Annotated in this window: 11 protein-coding genes; 6 read left to right on the forward strand and 5 right to left on the reverse strand. The window is 71.3% G+C overall.

Features of this window, described 5'->3' with window-relative positions:
* Positions 1-62 precede the first annotated feature (62 nt).
* Genes KBX08_RS08020 through KBX08_RS08035 form a run of 4 tightly spaced genes read left to right on the forward strand, consistent with a single transcriptional unit; the run spans position 63 to position 5,554 of the window.
* Positions 63-1,031: a carbohydrate ABC transporter permease gene (locus KBX08_RS08020; protein WP_112583000.1), complete on the forward strand. Its 969-nt coding sequence runs from the start codon at positions 63-65 to the stop codon at positions 1,029-1,031.
* A 1-nt stretch (position 1,032) separates the two neighbouring features.
* The gene (locus KBX08_RS08025; RefSeq protein ID WP_210781968.1) at positions 1,033-1,920 is read left to right on the forward strand and encodes a carbohydrate ABC transporter permease; all 888 of its coding nucleotides are present in this window, start codon (positions 1,033-1,035) and stop codon (positions 1,918-1,920) included.
* Positions 1,917-4,148 carry an alpha-xylosidase gene (yicI, locus tag KBX08_RS08030; RefSeq protein WP_210781970.1) on the forward strand — a complete coding sequence of 744 codons (2,232 nt, stop codon included), beginning with the start codon at positions 1,917-1,919 and terminating at the stop codon, positions 4,146-4,148. Before KBX08_RS08025 ends, yicI begins: the two co-directional genes overlap by 4 nt.
* Positions 4,145-5,554, forward strand: coding sequence for a GH1 family beta-glucosidase (locus tag KBX08_RS08035; RefSeq protein ID WP_210781972.1), 1,410 nt, complete (start codon positions 4,145-4,147; stop codon positions 5,552-5,554). The genes yicI and KBX08_RS08035 overlap by 4 nt, the downstream gene beginning before the upstream one ends.
* A gap of 137 nt (positions 5,555-5,691) precedes the next feature.
* Here the strand turns inward: KBX08_RS08035 and KBX08_RS08040 are convergent, their stop codons facing one another.
* The 3 genes from KBX08_RS08040 to KBX08_RS08050 all read right to left on the reverse strand — a co-directional run bounded on the left by KBX08_RS08040 (position 5,692) and on the right by KBX08_RS08050 (position 8,738).
* The gene (locus KBX08_RS08040; RefSeq protein WP_210782020.1) at positions 5,692-6,285 is read right to left on the reverse strand and encodes an NTP transferase domain-containing protein; all 594 of its coding nucleotides are present in this window, start codon (positions 6,283-6,285) and stop codon (positions 5,692-5,694) included.
* Positions 6,286-6,475: 190 nt separating this feature from the next.
* The gene (locus KBX08_RS08045) at positions 6,476-6,967 is read right to left on the reverse strand and encodes a hypothetical protein (RefSeq protein ID WP_210781974.1); all 492 of its coding nucleotides are present in this window, start codon (positions 6,965-6,967) and stop codon (positions 6,476-6,478) included.
* Positions 6,968-7,058: 91 nt separating this feature from the next.
* Positions 7,059-8,738 (reverse strand): bifunctional 3'-5' exonuclease/DNA polymerase, encoded by a 1,680-nt coding sequence (locus KBX08_RS08050; RefSeq protein WP_374101931.1) that lies wholly within the window; start codon positions 8,736-8,738, stop codon positions 7,059-7,061.
* Between the two features lie 150 nt (positions 8,739-8,888).
* Here KBX08_RS08050 and KBX08_RS08055 point away from each other — a divergent pair, with 150 nt between their 5' ends.
* Positions 8,889-10,592 (forward strand): ABC transporter ATP-binding protein, encoded by a 1,704-nt coding sequence (locus KBX08_RS08055; RefSeq protein ID WP_238688437.1) that lies wholly within the window; start codon positions 8,889-8,891, stop codon positions 10,590-10,592.
* 50 nt (positions 10,593-10,642) lie between these two features.
* On the forward strand, positions 10,643-12,334 hold the full coding sequence (locus KBX08_RS08060) for an ABC transporter ATP-binding protein (protein ID WP_247669065.1): 1,692 nt from the start codon (positions 10,643-10,645) through the stop codon (positions 12,332-12,334).
* A 6-nt stretch (positions 12,335-12,340) separates the two neighbouring features.
* On the opposite strand, the gene KBX08_RS08065 is transcribed toward KBX08_RS08060, so the two are convergent.
* Positions 12,341-13,270 carry a carbohydrate ABC transporter permease gene (locus KBX08_RS08065; protein ID WP_210781978.1) on the reverse strand — a complete coding sequence of 310 codons (930 nt, stop codon included), beginning with the start codon at positions 13,268-13,270 and terminating at the stop codon, positions 12,341-12,343.
* Entirely contained in the window at positions 13,270-14,178 is a 909-nt protein-coding gene (locus KBX08_RS08070) for a carbohydrate ABC transporter permease (RefSeq protein ID WP_210781979.1), read from the reverse strand. Before KBX08_RS08070 ends, KBX08_RS08065 begins: the two co-directional genes overlap by 1 nt.
* Positions 14,179-14,191: the final 13 nt, after the last annotated feature.

Raw genomic sequence — 14,191 nt, forward strand, 5'->3', positions numbered from 1 at the left:
CGAGCGGCGGGCGCGACCGGCACGACCGGCGCGCCCGCCCGCCCCGCCGGGAAGGATCTTCCATGGCTGTCTCCGAGACGGTCGCCGCCACACCGCCGGCCGCGACCCCCACCCCGCCCGCGCCCAGCCGCAGACGCCGCGGCCGCAACGCGGCGTACTGGCTCTACCTGCTCCCCGGAGCGGTGCTCTTTCTCCTCGTCATCGGCGCGCCGCTGGTCGGCACCCTCTACCTGTCGCTGACCAAGTGGTCCGGCATCGGCGACCCCCGGTGGGTCGGCCTGGACAACTACCAGCAGTTGCTGCAGGACGACGTGTTCTGGGCGTCGTTCCGCAACACCGTCTGGATGCTCGTCGCGATGGTGGTGGTGCCCACAGTGCTCGGGCTGCTGCTCGCCGCGGTGCTCTTCGACGTCATCGGCCGCCGGTTCAAGCCCCGCACCGCCGCCGCGCTGCGGGCCGCGTTCTACCTCCCGCAGGTGCTGCCCGTCGTGGTGGCCGGCATCGTCTGGGGCTGGATCCTGCGCCCCGACGGCGCGTTCAACAGCCTCCTCGACGCGGTCGGTCTCGGCGCGTTACGCCATGACTGGCTCGGCGACCCGGGCACCGCCCTGCCGGCCGTGATGGCAGTGATGATCTGGGTGCAGATCGGCTACCCGGTGGTCGTCTTCATGGCGGCGTTGCAGCGGGTCGACCCCGAGCTGTACGAGGCGGCCGAGGTCGACGGCGCGAACTGGCTGCACCGGTTCCGGGCGATCACCCTTCCGCAGATCCGCCCGGAGACCTTCGTGGTGGCCCTGACCTGCACGATCGCCGCGTTGAAGGTGTTCGGGCCGATCTTCGCCCTGACCCGGGGTGGTCCGGACAATGCCACGAACGTGCCGTCGTACTTCGCCTACTACACGTTCTTCAAGAAGCTGCAGGTCGGCTACGGCTCCGCGATCTCCATGGTGCTGACACTGATCATCGTGGTGGTGGCCGGGATCTTCATCTGGATGCAGGCCCGCAGCGAGCGCCGGGACCGGGGGTTCTGACATGGCCGTCACGCTCACACCGAGCGCCGCGCCGGTGCCGCCGGCCCGGCCCGTACGCGATCGACACCACCGCGGCGTCAGCCGCTGGGTGGTGCTCGCCCTGCTCACCCTCGGCGCGCTCGTCATGCTGGTGCCGTTCGCGTTCATGCTGCTCAACGCGTTCAAGTCGCCCGGCGACTACTCCTCGGGCGGCCCGCTGAGCTGGCCGACGGAGTTCTACACAAAGGGTCTGCGCACGTACTGGACCACTGTGAACTTCCCGCTGAAGTTCGGGAACTCGGCCGTCATCGCCGGCTCGGTGGCAGTGCTCGGCGTCGCCGTGTCGCTGCTCAACGCGTACGCGCTGGGCATCGGCCGGGTCCGGGGCCGGCTGTGGATCGTCGGTCTCTTCCTGCTGGCCAACATGCTGCCGCAGGAGGCGCTGATCTACCCGCTGTACTACGTGGCGAAGCAGGTCGGCCTCTACAACACCCAGCTCTCCGTGATCATCATCTTCACCGTGATCCAGAGCGCGTTCGGCACGTACCTGCTCGCCTCGGTGATGGGCACCTTCCCGCGCTCGCTGCTGGAGGCAGCCGCGCTGGACGGCGCCGGCAAGTGGACGGTGCTGTGGCGGGTGGTCTTCCCCAACCTGCGGCCCACCCTCGCGGTGCTGCTCATCTTCTTCTTCATCTGGACGTGGAACGAGTTCCTCATCCCACTGGTCATGCTGATCGACAACCAGACGCAGACCATTCCGGTCGCGCTCGCGTCGTTGCAGGGCGACCGGCTGATGGACGCTCCGACCACAAACGCCGGCGCGCTGATCAGCCTCGTGCCGGCCATCCTCTTCTTCCTCATCTTCCAGCGCACTCTGGCGCGCGGCATCACGGCAGGAGCCGAGAAGTGAAGTTCACCGACGGGTACTGGCAGCTGCGCCCCGGCGTCAGCGTCCTGCGGCCCGGCACCGTGGAGTCGATCGAGCCGGACGAGCGCGGCTTCACCGTCTTCGCACCGACCGGTCAGATCACCGGCCGCGGCGACACCCTCAACCGCCCCCTGGTCACGGTCCGCTTCTTCTCCCCCGCCCCCGGCGTCATCGGGGTGACCATCGCCCACCACACCGGAGGGCTGCCCCGCGAGCCGCACTTCGGGCTGAGCACCGACGAGACGCACCCGGTCACCGTCGACGTCACCGGGCTCAGCGCGACGCTGACCACCGGCGAGCTGACCGCGCGGGTCGCGCTCATCGACGGGTGGCGGGTCGACTTCCTGCACGGCGACCGGCTGGTCACCGCGTCCACCGCACGCAGCATCGGCGTCGTCACCGACGCCGAGGGCCGCCGGCACGTACACGAACGGCTCGCCCTCGGCGTCGGTGAGACGGTGTACGGGTTGGGCGAGCGCTTCGGCCCGTTCGTGAAGAACGGGCAGACCGTCGACATCTGGAACGCCGACGGGGGCACCGCCAGCGAGCAGGCGTACAAGAACGTGCCGTTCTACCTGAGCAGCGCCGGCTACGGGGTCTTCGTGGACCACCCGGAGCACGTGTCGTTCGAGGTCGGCTCCGAGGTCGTCGCCCAGACCCAGTTCAGCGTCGAGGGCCAGTCGCTCACCTACTACGTCATCGACGGGCCCCAACCGAAGGACGTGCTGCGCCGGTACACCGCCCTCACCGGCCGTCCGGCCCGGGTCCCCGCCTGGTCGTACGGCCTCTGGTTGTCCACCTCGTTCACCACCTCGTACGACGAGAAGACGGTGACCGAGTTCGTCGACGGGATGGCCGAGCGCGGGCTGCCGCTGTCGGTGTTCCACTTCGACTGTTTCTGGATGCGTCAGTTCCACTGGGTCGACTTCGTCTGGGACCCGGCGACCTTCCCCGACCCGGACGGGATGCTGCGCCGGCTGCACGAACGCGACCTGAAGGTGTGCGTCTGGATCAACCCGTACATCGCGCAGCGCTCGTATCTCTTCGAGGAGGGCCGCGAGGCCGGTTACCTGGTGCGCAACCCGGACGGTTCGGTCTGGCAGTGGGACAAGTGGCAGGCCGGCATGGCGCTCGTCGACTTCACCAACCCGGACGCGGTCCGCTGGTTCACCGGCAAGCTCAAGGCCCTGCTGGACATGGGCGTCGACTGCTTCAAGACCGACTTCGGCGAGCGCATCCCCACCGACGTGGTGTGGCACGACGGCTCGGACCCGCAGCGGATGCACAACTACTACTCGTACCTCTACAACAAGGCGGTCTTCGAGCTGCTGGAGACCGAGCGCGGCGAGGGCGAGGCGGTGCTGTTCGCCCGCTCGGCCACCGTCGGCGGGCAGCAGTTCCCGGTGCACTGGGGCGGCGACTGCGAGTCGACGTTCGTCGCGATGGCCGAGTCGCTGCGCGGCGGATTGTCCCTGGCGGCGTCCGGCTTCGGCTACTGGAGCCACGACATCGGCGGCTTCGAGGGCACTCCCGACCCGGCGGTGTTCAAGCGGTGGGTCGCCTTCGGGCTGCTCTCCTCGCACTCCCGGCTGCACGGGTCCGGCTCGTACCGGGTGCCGTGGGCGTACGACGAGGAGGCCGTGGACGTGCTGCGGCACTTCACCCACCTCAAGCTCGGCCTGATGCCGTACCTGGCGGCCGCCGCCCAGGAGGCACACCGCGACGGGACGCCGGTGATGCGGCCGATGTTCCTGGAGTTCCCGGACGACCCGGCGACGGCGCACCTGGACCGGCAGTACATGCTCGGCCCGGACGTGCTGGTCGCCCCGGTGCTCAGCGCCGACGGCGACGTCACGTACTACGTCCCCGCGGGCACCTGGACGCACCTGGTCACCGGCGCGCAGGTCACCGGCCCGGCCTGGCTGACCGAGAAGCACGACGTCGACAGCCTGCCGGTGCTGGCCCGACCGGGCGCGGTCATCCCGTTCGGCTCGCGCACCGACCGACCGGACTACGAGTGGGCCGACGATGTGCGGCTGCGGGTGTACGCACCGACCGAGGGGCAGCGGACCCGGGTACGGGTACCGTCACCCGGCAACGGTCCGGGCGCCGAGTTCGACGTGCGCTACGAGGGTGGGACGGCCAGCGCCGAACTGGTGGCCGGCACCTCGACGGGCTACATCTGCGAGATCCAGGGGACGGAACGATGACGCAACACCACTTCCCGGAGAGCTTCGTCTGGGGCTCGGCGACCGCCGCGTACCAGATCGAGGGCGCGGCGACCGAGGACGGGCGCGGACCGTCCATCTGGGACACCTACAGCCACACACCGGGTCGGACCCTCAACGGCGACACCGGTGACGTGGCCGCCGACCACTACCACCGGTGGGCCGACGACCTCGGCCACATCGCCGACCTGGGGCTCGGCGCGTACCGGTTCTCCATCTCCTGGCCCCGGGTGCAGCCGGGCGGCTCCGGCCGGTTCAACCAGGCCGGCATCGACTTCTACTCGCGGCTGGTGGACGGGCTGCTGGAGCGGGGCGTCCGCCCGGTGGCCACCATGTACCACTGGGACCTGCCGCAGGAGTTGGAGGACGCTGGCGGGTGGGCGGCGCGGGAGACCGCGTTGCGCTTCCAGGAGTACGCGGCGGGCATCGTCGGCGCGCTGGGTGACCGGGTGCACACCTGGACGACGCTCAACGAGCCGTGGTGCTCCGCGTACCTGGGCTACGCCTCCGGCGTGCACGCGCCGGGTCGGACCGAGCCGGCGGCGGCGCTGGCCGCGGTGCACCACCTCAACCTCGCGCACGGCCTGGCCGGTCGGGTGGTCCGGGAGCTTGCCCCGTCCGCCGAGCTGTCGGTGACGCTGAACCTGCACGTCATCCGGGGCGCGTCCGACTCGGCCGCCGACCAGGACGCGGTCCGGCGGATCGACGCGTTGGCGAACCGGGCGTTCCTCGGCCCGATGCTGGACGGGGAGTACCCGGCCGACCTGCTGGCCGACACCGCCTCCGTCACCGACTGGTCGTTCGTCCGGGAGGGCGACGAGAAGCTGATAGCGGTGCCGCTGGACGTGCTCGGGGTCAACTACTACTCCAGCACCCTGGTCCGGGCCTGGGACGGGGTGTCGGCCCGCTCCGACGCCGACGGGCACGGTGCGTCGACGTCGACGCCGTGGGTCGCCGCGGAGAACGTCGACTTCCTGCCGCAGCCCGGCCCGTACACGGCGATGGGTTGGAACATCGACCCGCCGGCGCTGACCGAGCTGCTGCTGCGCCTCCAGCGTGAATACCCCAGCCAGCCCATGATGATCACCGAGAATGGCGCGGCGTTCGACGATGTGGTGTCGGCCGACGGCCGGATCCACGACGACCGGCGGATCGACTACCTGCGTCGGCACATCGGCGCGATGGCCGACGCCCTCGCGCAGGGCGCGGACGTGCGCGGCTACTTCGTCTGGTCGTTGCTGGACAACTTCGAGTGGGGCTACGGCTACGACCGTCGCTTCGGCATCATCCGGGTCGACTACGACACCCAGGTACGCACCTGGAAGGACAGCGCCCACTGGTACCAGCGCCTCGCCGCCACCGGGCAGCTGGACCAGGCCGCGAAGTAGGCGCACCGCCGGGCGGCCTCGGTAACGGGGCTGCCCGGCGCACATCCACCCTCCCGCGATCTTGCACTTACTGCCCCGACATTCAGGGCATGCCACACGTATCGGCGACAGAAACTGCAAGATCGCGCGGAGCGGCGCTAGACGCCGACGCGCTGTGGCGGGACCGTGAGCCCGTAGAGCTCCATCAGCTCCGGGGTGTCGATCCGGCTGCCGTCGGCAACCGAGTCGCAGGCGATGTCGACGATCTGGTCCTTGTGCGCCAACAGGTACGGCCGGGCGCCCACGTCGGCGCTGGCCAGGGTGGCGATACCGGGCCAGTGCCGGCGACCGAACAGCATCGGATAGCCGCGCAACCCGTCGTAGGTGGCGCAGACCAGCACGTCCGGGTACGGCAGCGCGGCCACCCGGCTGACCGCCGTGGCGGTCAGGCCCGGCATGTCGACCGGGACCACCACCACCGCCTCGATCCCCTCGTCGTCCATGGCGGCCAGGCCGGCCCGGATGGACGAGCCAACTCCGGTGCCCCACGCCTTGTTGATCACAACGGTGGCCTTGCCCAGGTCGGCGGTCTCCCGGACCTGCTCGGCGGCAGCGCCCAGGACGACCACGATCTGCTCGCAGCCCGCCTCGGTCATCGTGTCGATCATCTGATTCACCAGGGGCTTGTCGCCCTGGTGCAGCAGCGCCTCGGGACCACCGATCCGTCGTCCCCCGCCTGCGGCGATGATCATTCCTGCGATCCGGTTCAGCTGCGCCCCCTCCAGCACGGGACGGACCGTGACAGTTCCGTCCCCTCCTACGGACACTGCAACGAGGAGGGCCAGCCGGGGGTGGCGGGGCGAAAAGGAGAAATAGCACAACCGTTACACGACCGGCATCCGCCGACACGCCTACCGGATGATCATCGAGAAGAGTCAGCCATCAACCCGACTCCCCGGACATTGCGACCGCGGTGCCGCCCCAACGCTGGGGCACCCATCGCGCCACCCAGCCGAGGCCGCGTGCGGTGAGCGCGTACAGGACCACCGGAGCAACGATCAGCAGCACGGCGATTCCCGCGACCAGAGGCACGTAGCCGGCGGACACCCCGCTGGCAATCGCCCCGGCCACGGCGTACCCGGCGGCCAGGACGACCGCGACGAGCGCGGCCAGCACCACCACCCGGCCGGTCCCCCGATGCCGGCCGACGGCCTCCCCGACCGCCACAGCCGGCAGGAAGAGCAGGGGAATCAAGACCACGCCGAGCACCGCGGCGATCAAGACGAGCATCGGCCCGGCCAGCGGGCCACCCACACCCGAGCCGGTGGCCAACGCGTACGCGAGCAGACCGAGGTAGCCCAGGACCGCCTCGGCGACGAGGGCCAGGCAGGCGGCGACCATCCCGGCCAGATGACGGATGACTCCGACGACCATGGGGCACCCTCCCATTCCGACGGCGGCACGACCGCATGAGACTAACCGGGGCACCGCCCCGGGGTGTCTCCCGCTTGAGTTGGCCCGCAGGTCAGGCCGCGTCGGCGTAGCAGTCGACGATGGACAGGTCCAGTGGGAACCGGACCGGCGTCGCACCGAAGAGCAACGCGGATGCGCGCTCGCCCGACCGATTGACGGCCTCGGCGACTGCGTCCGCCTGATCGGCGGGCGCGTGCACGACCACCTCGTCGTGCTGGAAGAAGACCAGCTCGGCGTCCGTGCCGGACAGCTCCGTCCGCAGCGTGGCCAGCAACGTGGAGGCCCACTCCGCAGCAGTGGCCTGGATGACGAAGTTGCGGGTGAAGCGCCCCCGGGACCGGGCGGCACGCGCCCTCGGACTGTGCGGGTCACCCGCCCCCTCCGGGTCGGAGGGCTCGTCGTCGAGATCACCGAACCCGGCCGAGCCGGGCGGACAGGTCCGCCCCAACCACGACCGCACCAGCCCACCGTTCTCACCGGTCCGCGCCGCCGCCTCGACGTACCCGAACGCCGTCGGGTAGCTGCGCTTCAGCACCGCCAACGCGGGCACCGCGGCCCCGCCGGTCTGCCCGTACATCGCGCCGAGCAGGGCCACCTTGGCCTTGGCCCGGTCACCGCCGAACGAATCCCGGGCCAGGGCCGCGTAGAGGTCACCGGCACCGCCCGCCGCCGCCAACCGCGCGTCGCCGGAGACCGCGGCCAGCACCCGAGGCTCCAACTGGCCGGCGTCGGCGACCACCAACCGCCAGCCCGGATCGGCCACCACCGCCCGCCGGATCACCTTGGGGATCTGCAACGCGCCACCACCCCGGGTGGCCCATCGGCCGGAGACGACGCCGGCCGGCACGTACTCCGGTTGGAACCGGCCGCCCCGCGCCCACTGATCGAGCCAGGACCAGCCGTGCGCCGTCCAGATCCGGTAGAGCTCCTTGTATTCCAGCACCAGCGGCACCGCCGGATGGTCCACCCCGCGCAGCACCCAGGCCCGGGTGTTGGGCAGCTCCACCCCGACCCGGGCGAACGCCTTCAGCAGCTCCGCCGGAGAGTCGGTGTGCAGGCCGCGTACGCCGAGCGCGTCGGCGATCCGGGCGGCCAGCTCGGCGAGTCGGCGTGGCGGACCACCGACCGGGGACGCCTCGCCCAGCAGCTCGTGCAGGATCTCGTTGTGCACGTCGGCACGCCAGGGCAGCCCGGCGACGCCCATCTCCGCCGCGATCAGCGCGCCGGCCGACTCCGCGGCCACCAGCAACCGGAAGCGGCCGGGGTGCTCGGTCGCGGCGACGCGGGTGAGCTGGTCGGCGTACACCTGGGTCAGTGCCTCGATGCCCGGGCCCGGCGGACCGGGCACTGTGTCGAAGAGCGCGCCCTGCCCGTGCCCGGGCGGTGCGGCGGCGCGCGGCGGCGGGTCGGGCGGCACCGCCGCACCGGTCAGCCGGGCCCAGGCGGCGGCCAGCGAGCGGGGCTCACCCCAGCGGCCCACGTGCCCGAGCAGCAACGCCTCGGTCAACTCCACGTCGTGACACCGATCGACCCGGACGCCGGCGCGCAGCAGCGTCGGGTAGACCGCCGTGGCCGTCGACCAGACCCAGCGCGGGTGCTCGGCGGCCTCGCGGGCGGCGACCGCGGCGACCAGATCGGTGACGACCTCGGGCGGCCCGGTCGGCCGGCCGGTGGCGTCCAGCGGGCACAGCACTCCCCCACCCCGCTCGTCGGACACCACCGCCACCAGCACGAACGTGATTCTGCCTCTCCCGTCCGACAGAAACGGAGGCGCACCTCACCATGATCGGGTCGGTGGGGTGTCGGGGCCGGTCGGTAGCGTGATCGGGTGCCTCCGCAGATCCCGCATCCCGATCCTGGCACCCCCGACGCCCGCGGTCCGATGCGCTACCTCTGGTGGCTGGTCCGCTGCCAACCCTGGCGGGTGCTGCGCGGCAGCCTGATCGGCACGGCCTGGATGATCGGGCTCTCGGTGCGGCCATACCTGATCGCCCGCGCCGTCGACGACGGGCTGCGCGGACGCGACACCCAGGCCCTGGCGCTCTGGGTCGCGGCGATCGTCGTCGCCGGCGTGGGCCTGTCCTACCTGGGCATCATGCGGCACCGCACGATGACCTTCCTCCGGGAGGACGCCAAGGCTCGCTCGGCGGAGGTTCTGCTGCGCCATCTGTCCCGCATCGGCGCGGTGCTGCCCCGCCGGGTCGGGGCGGGCGAGGTGTCCACCATCGGCGGCTCCGACATCGACTGGACGGCGCAGGTGCTGACGCTGACCGGGCCGGGCGTCGGCGCGGTTGTCGCGTACGGCGTGATCGCCGTGGTGCTCTGGTCGATCTCCCCGATGCTCGCGTTCTGCGTGCTGGTGGGGGTGCCGGTCGTCGGTCTGATCGTGGGGCCGCTGCTGCGCCGCCTGGAGCAGGTCGAGTCGGTCTACCGCCGGCAACAGGGCGCGCTCACCGCCCGCTCCGGTGACATCGTGGCCGGGCTGCGGGTGCTCGCCGGGGTGGGCGGCCGGGACCTGTTCGCCCGGCGGTACGCGGCCCGGTCCCAGGAGCTACGCGCCGAGGGCTACCGGGTCGGCGCTGTCAACAGCTGGATCGACGCGGCGACGGTCGCCATCCCCGGGTTGTTCCTGGCGGCGGTGGTGTGGCTGACGGCCCGGATGGCGGTGACCGGTGACGTCACGATCGGCGAGTTGGTGGCCGTCTACGGCTACGTGGCGACCCTGATCGTGCCGGTCTGGTTTCTGCTGGAGGGCAGTTACCAGCTCATCCGCGGTCGGGTCGCCGCCCGACGGATCACCGACCTGCTCAACGTGACACCGGACGACGTCGGTGGCCCGGGCCGCCGGTGGCCGGGCGCCGTACCCGAGGCACGCCGGCCGGACGAGCTGGCCGCGCCGGACGGCCCGGCCGACCTGCACGACCCGGTGACCGGCCTGACCGTGCGCGCCGGCCAGCTGACCGCGGTGGCGGCAGACGACCCGGCGGCGGCCGTGGCGTTGGCCGACCGGCTCGGCCGGTACGTCGCCAGCGACGTCACCTGGGGCGACGTGCCGCTGCGCGAGGTCGCCCTGGACGAGGTCCGCGCGCGGATCCTCGTCGCCGACCACGACTCCTACCTCTTCGCCGGCACGCTGCGCGACATCCTGCGCGCCGGCGCCGACGACGACGAACGGATCGACGCCGCCCTGCGGACCGCCTCGGCGCAGGACGTCGTCGACGCCCTGCCCTCCGGGCTGGACACCCCGATCGACGCCCGAGCCCGCACGCTCTCCGGCGGTCAACGCCAACGGCTGCGCCTGGCCCGGGCGCTGAGCAGCGAACCGGAGGTGCTGATCCTCGTCGACCCGACGTCGGCGGTGGACGCGCACACCGAGGCACGGATCGCCGAGCGGCTGCGGGCCGCGCGGGCCGGGCGGACCACAGTGGTGATCGCCACGTCGCCGCTGCTGCTCGGCCGGGCCGACCTGGTCACGCTTCTGAGCGCCGGCCGGATCACCGCCACCGGCAGCCACGCCGACCTGCTCGACGACGACCCGGCCTACCGGCACCTGGTGGCCCGCGGCAGCGAGGAGGCGTACCGGTGAGCCGGCTGCCGGTCGCCGACCGCGGCACCGTACGCCGGGCCCTGCGGGACATGATCAGCCGGCACCGGCGCGCCGTCGGGGTCGTGCTGGCGCTGCACAGCGCCGCCGCGGTCGCCGGGCTCGCCCCGCCGTGGCTGCTGGGCACCATCGTCGACCGGGTCACCGCGGGCGCGGGCGTGGCCACGGTCGACCGACTGGCACTGGCCATCGCCGGCTGCGTCCTGGTCAGCGCCCTGCTCTCCCGGTACGCCCAGTACGCCGGCCACCGATTCGGCGAACGGGCCGTCGCCGAGCTGCGCGAGGAGTTCGTGTCCCGGACTCTCGGGCTGCCCGTCTCGGTCGTCGAGCGTGCCGGCTCCGGGGACCTGGCCACCCGCAGCTCGGTCGACGTGTCGACGGTCGGCACCACCGTCCGGGACGTGGTGCCCACCATCGTCATCGCCGGGGTGCAGTTGACGTTGCTGTTCGGGGCCGTCTTCCTGCTGCACCCGCTGCTCGGGTTGGCCGCGCTGGCCGGGCTCCCGTCGATAGTGGCGGTGACCCGCTGGTACCTGCGCCGGGCCAGCTCCGCGTACCTCACCGAGGGCGCGGCGGCGGCCGAGCTGACCGAGACGCTGACCACCACCGCCGAGGGCGCGCGCACCGTGGAGGCGCTGCGGCTGGCCGACGACCGGATCCGGCACGGCACCACCCGCGTCACAGCGGTCTGGCGGGCCCGTCGGGCGACCCTCGCGCTGCGTACCGTGTTCTTCTCGGTCGTCGAGGCCAGCTATCCGCTGCCGGTCGCCATGGTCCTGCTCGTCGGGGGCTACCTGCTCTCCCGGGACATGGTGTCGCTCGGCGCTGTGGTCGCCGCCGCGCTCTACCTCCAACAGGCGATCGACCCGTTGGACCGGCTGTTGCAGTGGACCGAGCAGGCGCAACGCGGCTTCGCGTCGTACGCGCGGCTGCTCGGCGTCGGCATGGTCCCGCCGGAAGCACCCGGCACTACCGCCTCGTCACGGGGCGAGCGGCTCGTCGTCAGTGGCGCCCGCTTCTCCTACTCCGACGGGCCGGACGTGCTGCACGGCATCGACCTGGAGGTGCAGCCCGGTGAGCGGCTGGCCGTCGTCGGCCCGTCCGGCGCCGGCAAGTCCACCCTGGCCCGGCTACTGGCCGGGATCGACGCGCCGCGCCACGGCGTCGTCAGCATCGGCGGCTGCCCGGTCACCGACCTCGACCCGGCCGAGCGACGCCGACGTATCGCCCTGGTCACCCAGGAGCACCACGTCTTCATCGGCTCGGTACGCGACAACCTCTCCTTCGCCGCGCCCGACGCCTCCGACGAACAGATGCGCGCCGCGCTGCTCACAGTGGGCGCCGATTGGTTTGCCGAGCTACCCGACGACCTGGACACCCAGCTCGGCGACGGGGCCCGTCAACTCGGTGCGGCCGAGGCCCAACAGGTCGCGCTGGCCCGGTTGGTGCTCGCCGACCCGCACACGCTGATCCTGGACGAGGCGACCGCCGCGCTCGATCCGTCCACCGCCCGCCGGACCGAACGCGCGCTGGCCGCCGTGCTGGTCGGGCGGACCGTCATCGCGATCGCGCACCGGCTCAACACCGCCCACGACGCCGACCGGGTCGCCGTGCTCGCCGACGGTCGGATCACCGAGATCGGCAGCCACGACGAGCTGGTCGCGGCCGGCGGGGCGTACGCAGCGCTGTGGCGCTCCTGGCACACCCGCGTCGACGAGCGGTGAGGCGTCCTACTTCACCGCGCCGGAGGTGAGACCGGCCTGGATCTGACGCTGGAACACCGCGTACACGAGGATCATCGGGAGGATGGCGATGGTCAGCGCGGCGAACAGCCCGGACCAGTCCGCCTCGTAGCCGGCGTTGACGGAGATGTCGGCGATGCCCTGGGTGAGCACCCATTTGTCCTTGGCGTTGGAGAGCAGCACCAACGGGAGTTGGTACTGCGCCCACTGACCGATGATGTTGAAGATCGCGACGCTGATCAGGCCCGGCTTCGCCATCGGCATCATCACCTGGAAGAACAGCCGGCTGTGCCCGCAGCCGTCGATCATCCCCGCCTCGGCCACCGACGACGGCAGCGTCTTGAAGAACGCGGCCAGGAAGAACACGGTGAACGGCAACGAGTACGCGGTGTAGACCAGCACCACGCCGGTGTGGGTGTCCAGCAGACCGAGGTTCTTCACCACGAAGAAGAGCGGCACCAGTGCCAGGAAGACGGGGAAGGCCAACCCCGAGACGAAGAGGAAGTAGACCGCCCGGTTGCCCCAGAACTTGTAGCGGGCCAGCACGTACGCGGCCATCGAGCCGAGCAGCATGGTGAGGAACGTGCTGCACGACACGACGATCACGCTGTTGAGGAAGTACCGCCCGACGTGCGCCTTGGTCCAGGCCCGCCCGAAGTTCTCCCAGCGCAGCTCGGCCGGCAGCGTCCAGGGGCTGCTGAAGATCTCGCTGGTGTTCTTGAACGCGGCGAGGAAGGTCCAGAGGATCGGCACGATCACGATCACCGCCCACACGGCGAGCGCGACGTGCCCCAGGCCGGCGAACAGCTTTACCTCCGAGCGGGGGCCCTCGTGCCCCGACCCGCCGGGGGCGGACGGGTCACCGGTCTTCGGCGGCAGCGCCGCCGGCGTCGGCGGCAGCGTCGACTGCGGATTCATCAGTACTCCACGCTTTCCCGCTTGGTGAGCCGCAGCGTCAGCGCCGCGAACGTGAGGGTGAGGAAGAACAGCGCCACGCCCATCGCCGAGGCGTAGCCGTACTTCGAGTAGACGAACGCGTTGCGGTAGATCTCCATGGCGAGAACCGTGGTGGCGCCGTCCGGGCCGCCACCGTCCACCGAGAGCACCGCCACGATGGCGAACGCGTCGAACGCCGCGATCCCGAGGTACACCCAGGCCACCTGGAGGGTGTCCCACAGCAGCGGCAGCGTGACCCGGAAGAACAGGGTCACCTTCGTCGCCCCGTCCATCTCGGCGGCCTCGTAGATCTCACCGGGGATGGAGGCCATCCCCGCCGAGAAGAGCACCACGTAGAAGCCGACCGCCTGCCAGACCAGCACCGCGATGATCGACCAGAGGGCCAGGTTCGGCTTGACCAGGAAGAGGATCGGCTCGATGCCGAGCTTCATCAACACGCCGTTGATCAGGCCGGACTCGTTCGGCCGGTACACCATCTGGAACAACACGGCGATGATGGCCACCGCCAGGACCTGGGGGAAGAAGAACACCACCCGGTAGAACTTCGCCCCCCAGACCCCCTGGCGTTGACCACCGCTGCTCTTGCCGCCCACGTTGAGCAGGAAGGCGAAGAACAGGGCGATGGCAATGGTGATCAGCGGCAGGGCAAGCAGCAGTACGCCGTGGTGCTGGACCGCTTTCCAGAAGGCCCCGTCGTCGAGCAACCTCCGGTAGTTGTCGAAGCCCACCCACTGCGGGGCCGACAGCCCCCGCCAGTTGGTCATCGAGATCTGGAACGCCTGCGCGTACGGCCAGATCACGAATGTCACGTACAGCGCGACCGGGGCGAACAGGAACCCGATCACGAATGGATACTTGCCGTGCCGCATGACCCTAGCTCCG

The sequence above is a fragment of the Micromonospora sp. H61 genome, assembly GCF_018070325.1.
Lineage (GTDB): Bacteria > Actinomycetota > Actinomycetes > Mycobacteriales > Micromonosporaceae > Micromonospora > Micromonospora salmantinae.

What these genes read in the sequence shown, in the direction of transcription:
- KBX08_RS08025 (WP_210781968.1), top strand. Translation starts at nt 1,033, where the DNA reads ATGGCCGTCACGCTCACACCGAGCGCCGCGCCGGTGCCGCCGGCCCGG.
- KBX08_RS08055 (WP_238688437.1), top strand. Translation starts at nt 8,889, where the DNA reads ATGCGCTACCTCTGGTGGCTGGTCCGCTGCCAACCCTGGCGGGTGCTG.
- KBX08_RS08070 (WP_210781979.1), bottom strand. Translation starts at nt 14,178, where the DNA reads ATGCGGCACGGCAAGTATCCATTCGTGATCGGGTTCCTGTTCGCCCCG.
- KBX08_RS08020 (WP_112583000.1), top strand. Translation starts at nt 63, where the DNA reads ATGGCTGTCTCCGAGACGGTCGCCGCCACACCGCCGGCCGCGACCCCC.
- KBX08_RS08040 (WP_210782020.1), bottom strand. Translation starts at nt 6,285, where the DNA reads ATGATCATCGCCGCAGGCGGGGGACGACGGATCGGTGGTCCCGAGGCG.
- KBX08_RS08045 (WP_210781974.1), bottom strand. Translation starts at nt 6,967, where the DNA reads ATGGTCGTCGGAGTCATCCGTCATCTGGCCGGGATGGTCGCCGCCTGC.
- KBX08_RS08065 (WP_210781978.1), bottom strand. Translation starts at nt 13,270, where the DNA reads ATGAATCCGCAGTCGACGCTGCCGCCGACGCCGGCGGCGCTGCCGCCG.
- KBX08_RS08060 (WP_247669065.1), top strand. Translation starts at nt 10,643, where the DNA reads ATGATCAGCCGGCACCGGCGCGCCGTCGGGGTCGTGCTGGCGCTGCAC.
- KBX08_RS08035 (WP_210781972.1), top strand. Translation starts at nt 4,145, where the DNA reads ATGACGCAACACCACTTCCCGGAGAGCTTCGTCTGGGGCTCGGCGACC.